1 protein-coding gene is annotated in these 2,038 nt (G+C 66.6%); it reads right to left on the bottom strand.

Features of this window, described 5'->3' with window-relative positions; all coding sequences use genetic code 11:
- Window positions 1-2,038: hypothetical protein (locus tag D6694_08595; protein ID RMH41717.1), on the bottom strand; the 2,038-nt coding region annotated here is incomplete at both ends.

The following is a 2,038-nucleotide window of genomic DNA, read 5'->3' as shown; positions in this document are numbered from 1 at the left end:
AGGGCGGAGATGTCTCGCCGGTCAACGTATCCAACAAATCCGATGCCGCGCCGGTATCATAGGCGGGCAGCGGCAGGGAGGGTGAGCCGTAGAAACCGTCGTAGGCCGTCTGATGCAGACACTCCAGATAGCCGCGGCTTTCCTTTTGGAGGGCGTCGAGGTCGAGGGATTGCGTTCGTAAGATGTACATCCCGGCATCTCCGGCGGCGACGTATACCATGTCTCCGTCTACGGCCACGCCAAGAGGAAACCCCGGTATGTCGTAGGCACCTGCCTCGGCGGGGTGGGCCGGGTCGCTCACGTCGATGATGCGCAGGCCGCCAATGCCATCGACCACGTAGGCCAAGCCGCCCGCCACGGCCACGCCATAGGCATTCCCAGGTGTGTCCGATGTGTCGTAGGAGCCTACCTCGGCGGGGTGGGCCGGGTCGCTCACGTCGATGATGCGCAGGCCGTCAATGTCATCGGCCACGTAAGCCAAGTTGCCCGCCACGGCTACGCCTTGGGGAAACCCCGGCGTGGCATAGGAGTCTACCTCGGTGGGGTGGGCCGGGTCGCTCACGTCGATGATGCGCAGGCCGCCAGTGTGATCAGCCACGTAGGCCAGGCCGCTCGCCACGGCCACGCTCTCGGCCCACCCCGGCGTGTCGTAGGAGCCTACCTCGGCGGGGTGGACTGGGTTGCTCACATCGATGATGCGCAGGCCACCAGCGCCATCGGCCACGTAGGCCAGGCTGCCTGCCACGGCCACGCTCTCGGCCCACCCCGGCGTGTCGTAGGAGCCTACCTCGGTGGGGTTGGCCGGGTCGTTCACGTCGATGATGCGCAGGCCGCCAGCGTCATCGGCCACGTAGGCTAGGCCGCCTGCCATGGCCACGCCCATGGGAGCCCCCGGCGTGCCATAAGAGCCTGCCTCGGCGGGGTGGGCCGGGTCGCTCACGTCGATGATGTGCAGGCCGTTAACCCCAGCGGCCACGTAGGCTAGGTCGCCTGCCACGGCCACGTTCCAGACATACCCCGGCGTGTCGTAGGCGCCTACCTCGGCGAGGTGGACTGGGTCGCTCACGTCCACCACCCGCAGGCCAGACCAATCGGCCAGGTAGGCCAGGCCGCTCTCCACAGCCACGCTCTCGGCCCACCCCGGCGAGTCGTAGAAGCCGACTTCAGCAGGGTGGGCCGGGTCGCTTACGTCCACCACCCGCAGGTCACCATTGGCCAGGTAGGCCAAGCCGCCCGCCACGGCCACGCCATAGGCATTCCCTGGTGTGTCGTAGGAGCCTACCTCGGCGGGGTTGGCCGGGTCGCTCACGTCGATGATGCGCAGGCCGCTATCCTTAGCGGCCACGTAGACCAGGCTGCCCGCCACGGCCACGCTATTGGCCTCCCCCAATGTGTCGTAAGAGCCTACCTCGGTGGGGTTGGCCGGGTCGCTCACGTCGATGATGTGCAGGCCGCCAATCCCAGCGGCCATATAGGCCAGACCGTCCGCCACGGCCACGCCATAGGTCCACCCCAGCGTGTTGTATGAGCCTGCCTCGGTGGGGTGAGCCGGGTCGCTCACATCGATGATGCGCAGGCCGCCAAGCCCATCGGCCAGGTAGGCCAGGCCGCCCGCCACGGCCACCCCATTGGTCTTCGCCGGCGTGTCGTAGGAGCCTGCCTCGGTGGGGTTGGCCGGGTCGCTCACGTCGATGATGTGCAGGCCGCCATACCCATCGGCAACGTAGGCCAGGCCGCCCTCCACTGCCACGTCATATACCATGCCGGGAAGCGGCGGAGTTTTTCCCAACACAACGGGGTTTGTCGGGTCGGAAATATCGAGGACGGTCAGCCCCGCGCCCTCGTCGAGGTAGGCGTAATGGCCTTGCACGGCGACGGCGGTGGTTTGACCACCAATCCGACCGACCAGTTCCATATTCCTGGCCTTCTGGGGAGGGGTTTCCCCCTCTGCCTGGACGGGGACAACAGGCCCGACCAGTGCGAGGAGCAGTGCGGCCAACATCGACGCGATTTTCAATTTTTTCACGATAGGTATCCT

This window comes from Gammaproteobacteria bacterium, assembly GCA_003696665.1.
GTDB lineage: Bacteria > Pseudomonadota > Gammaproteobacteria > Enterobacterales.
This window is presented reverse-complemented; position numbering and strand designations above follow the sequence as displayed.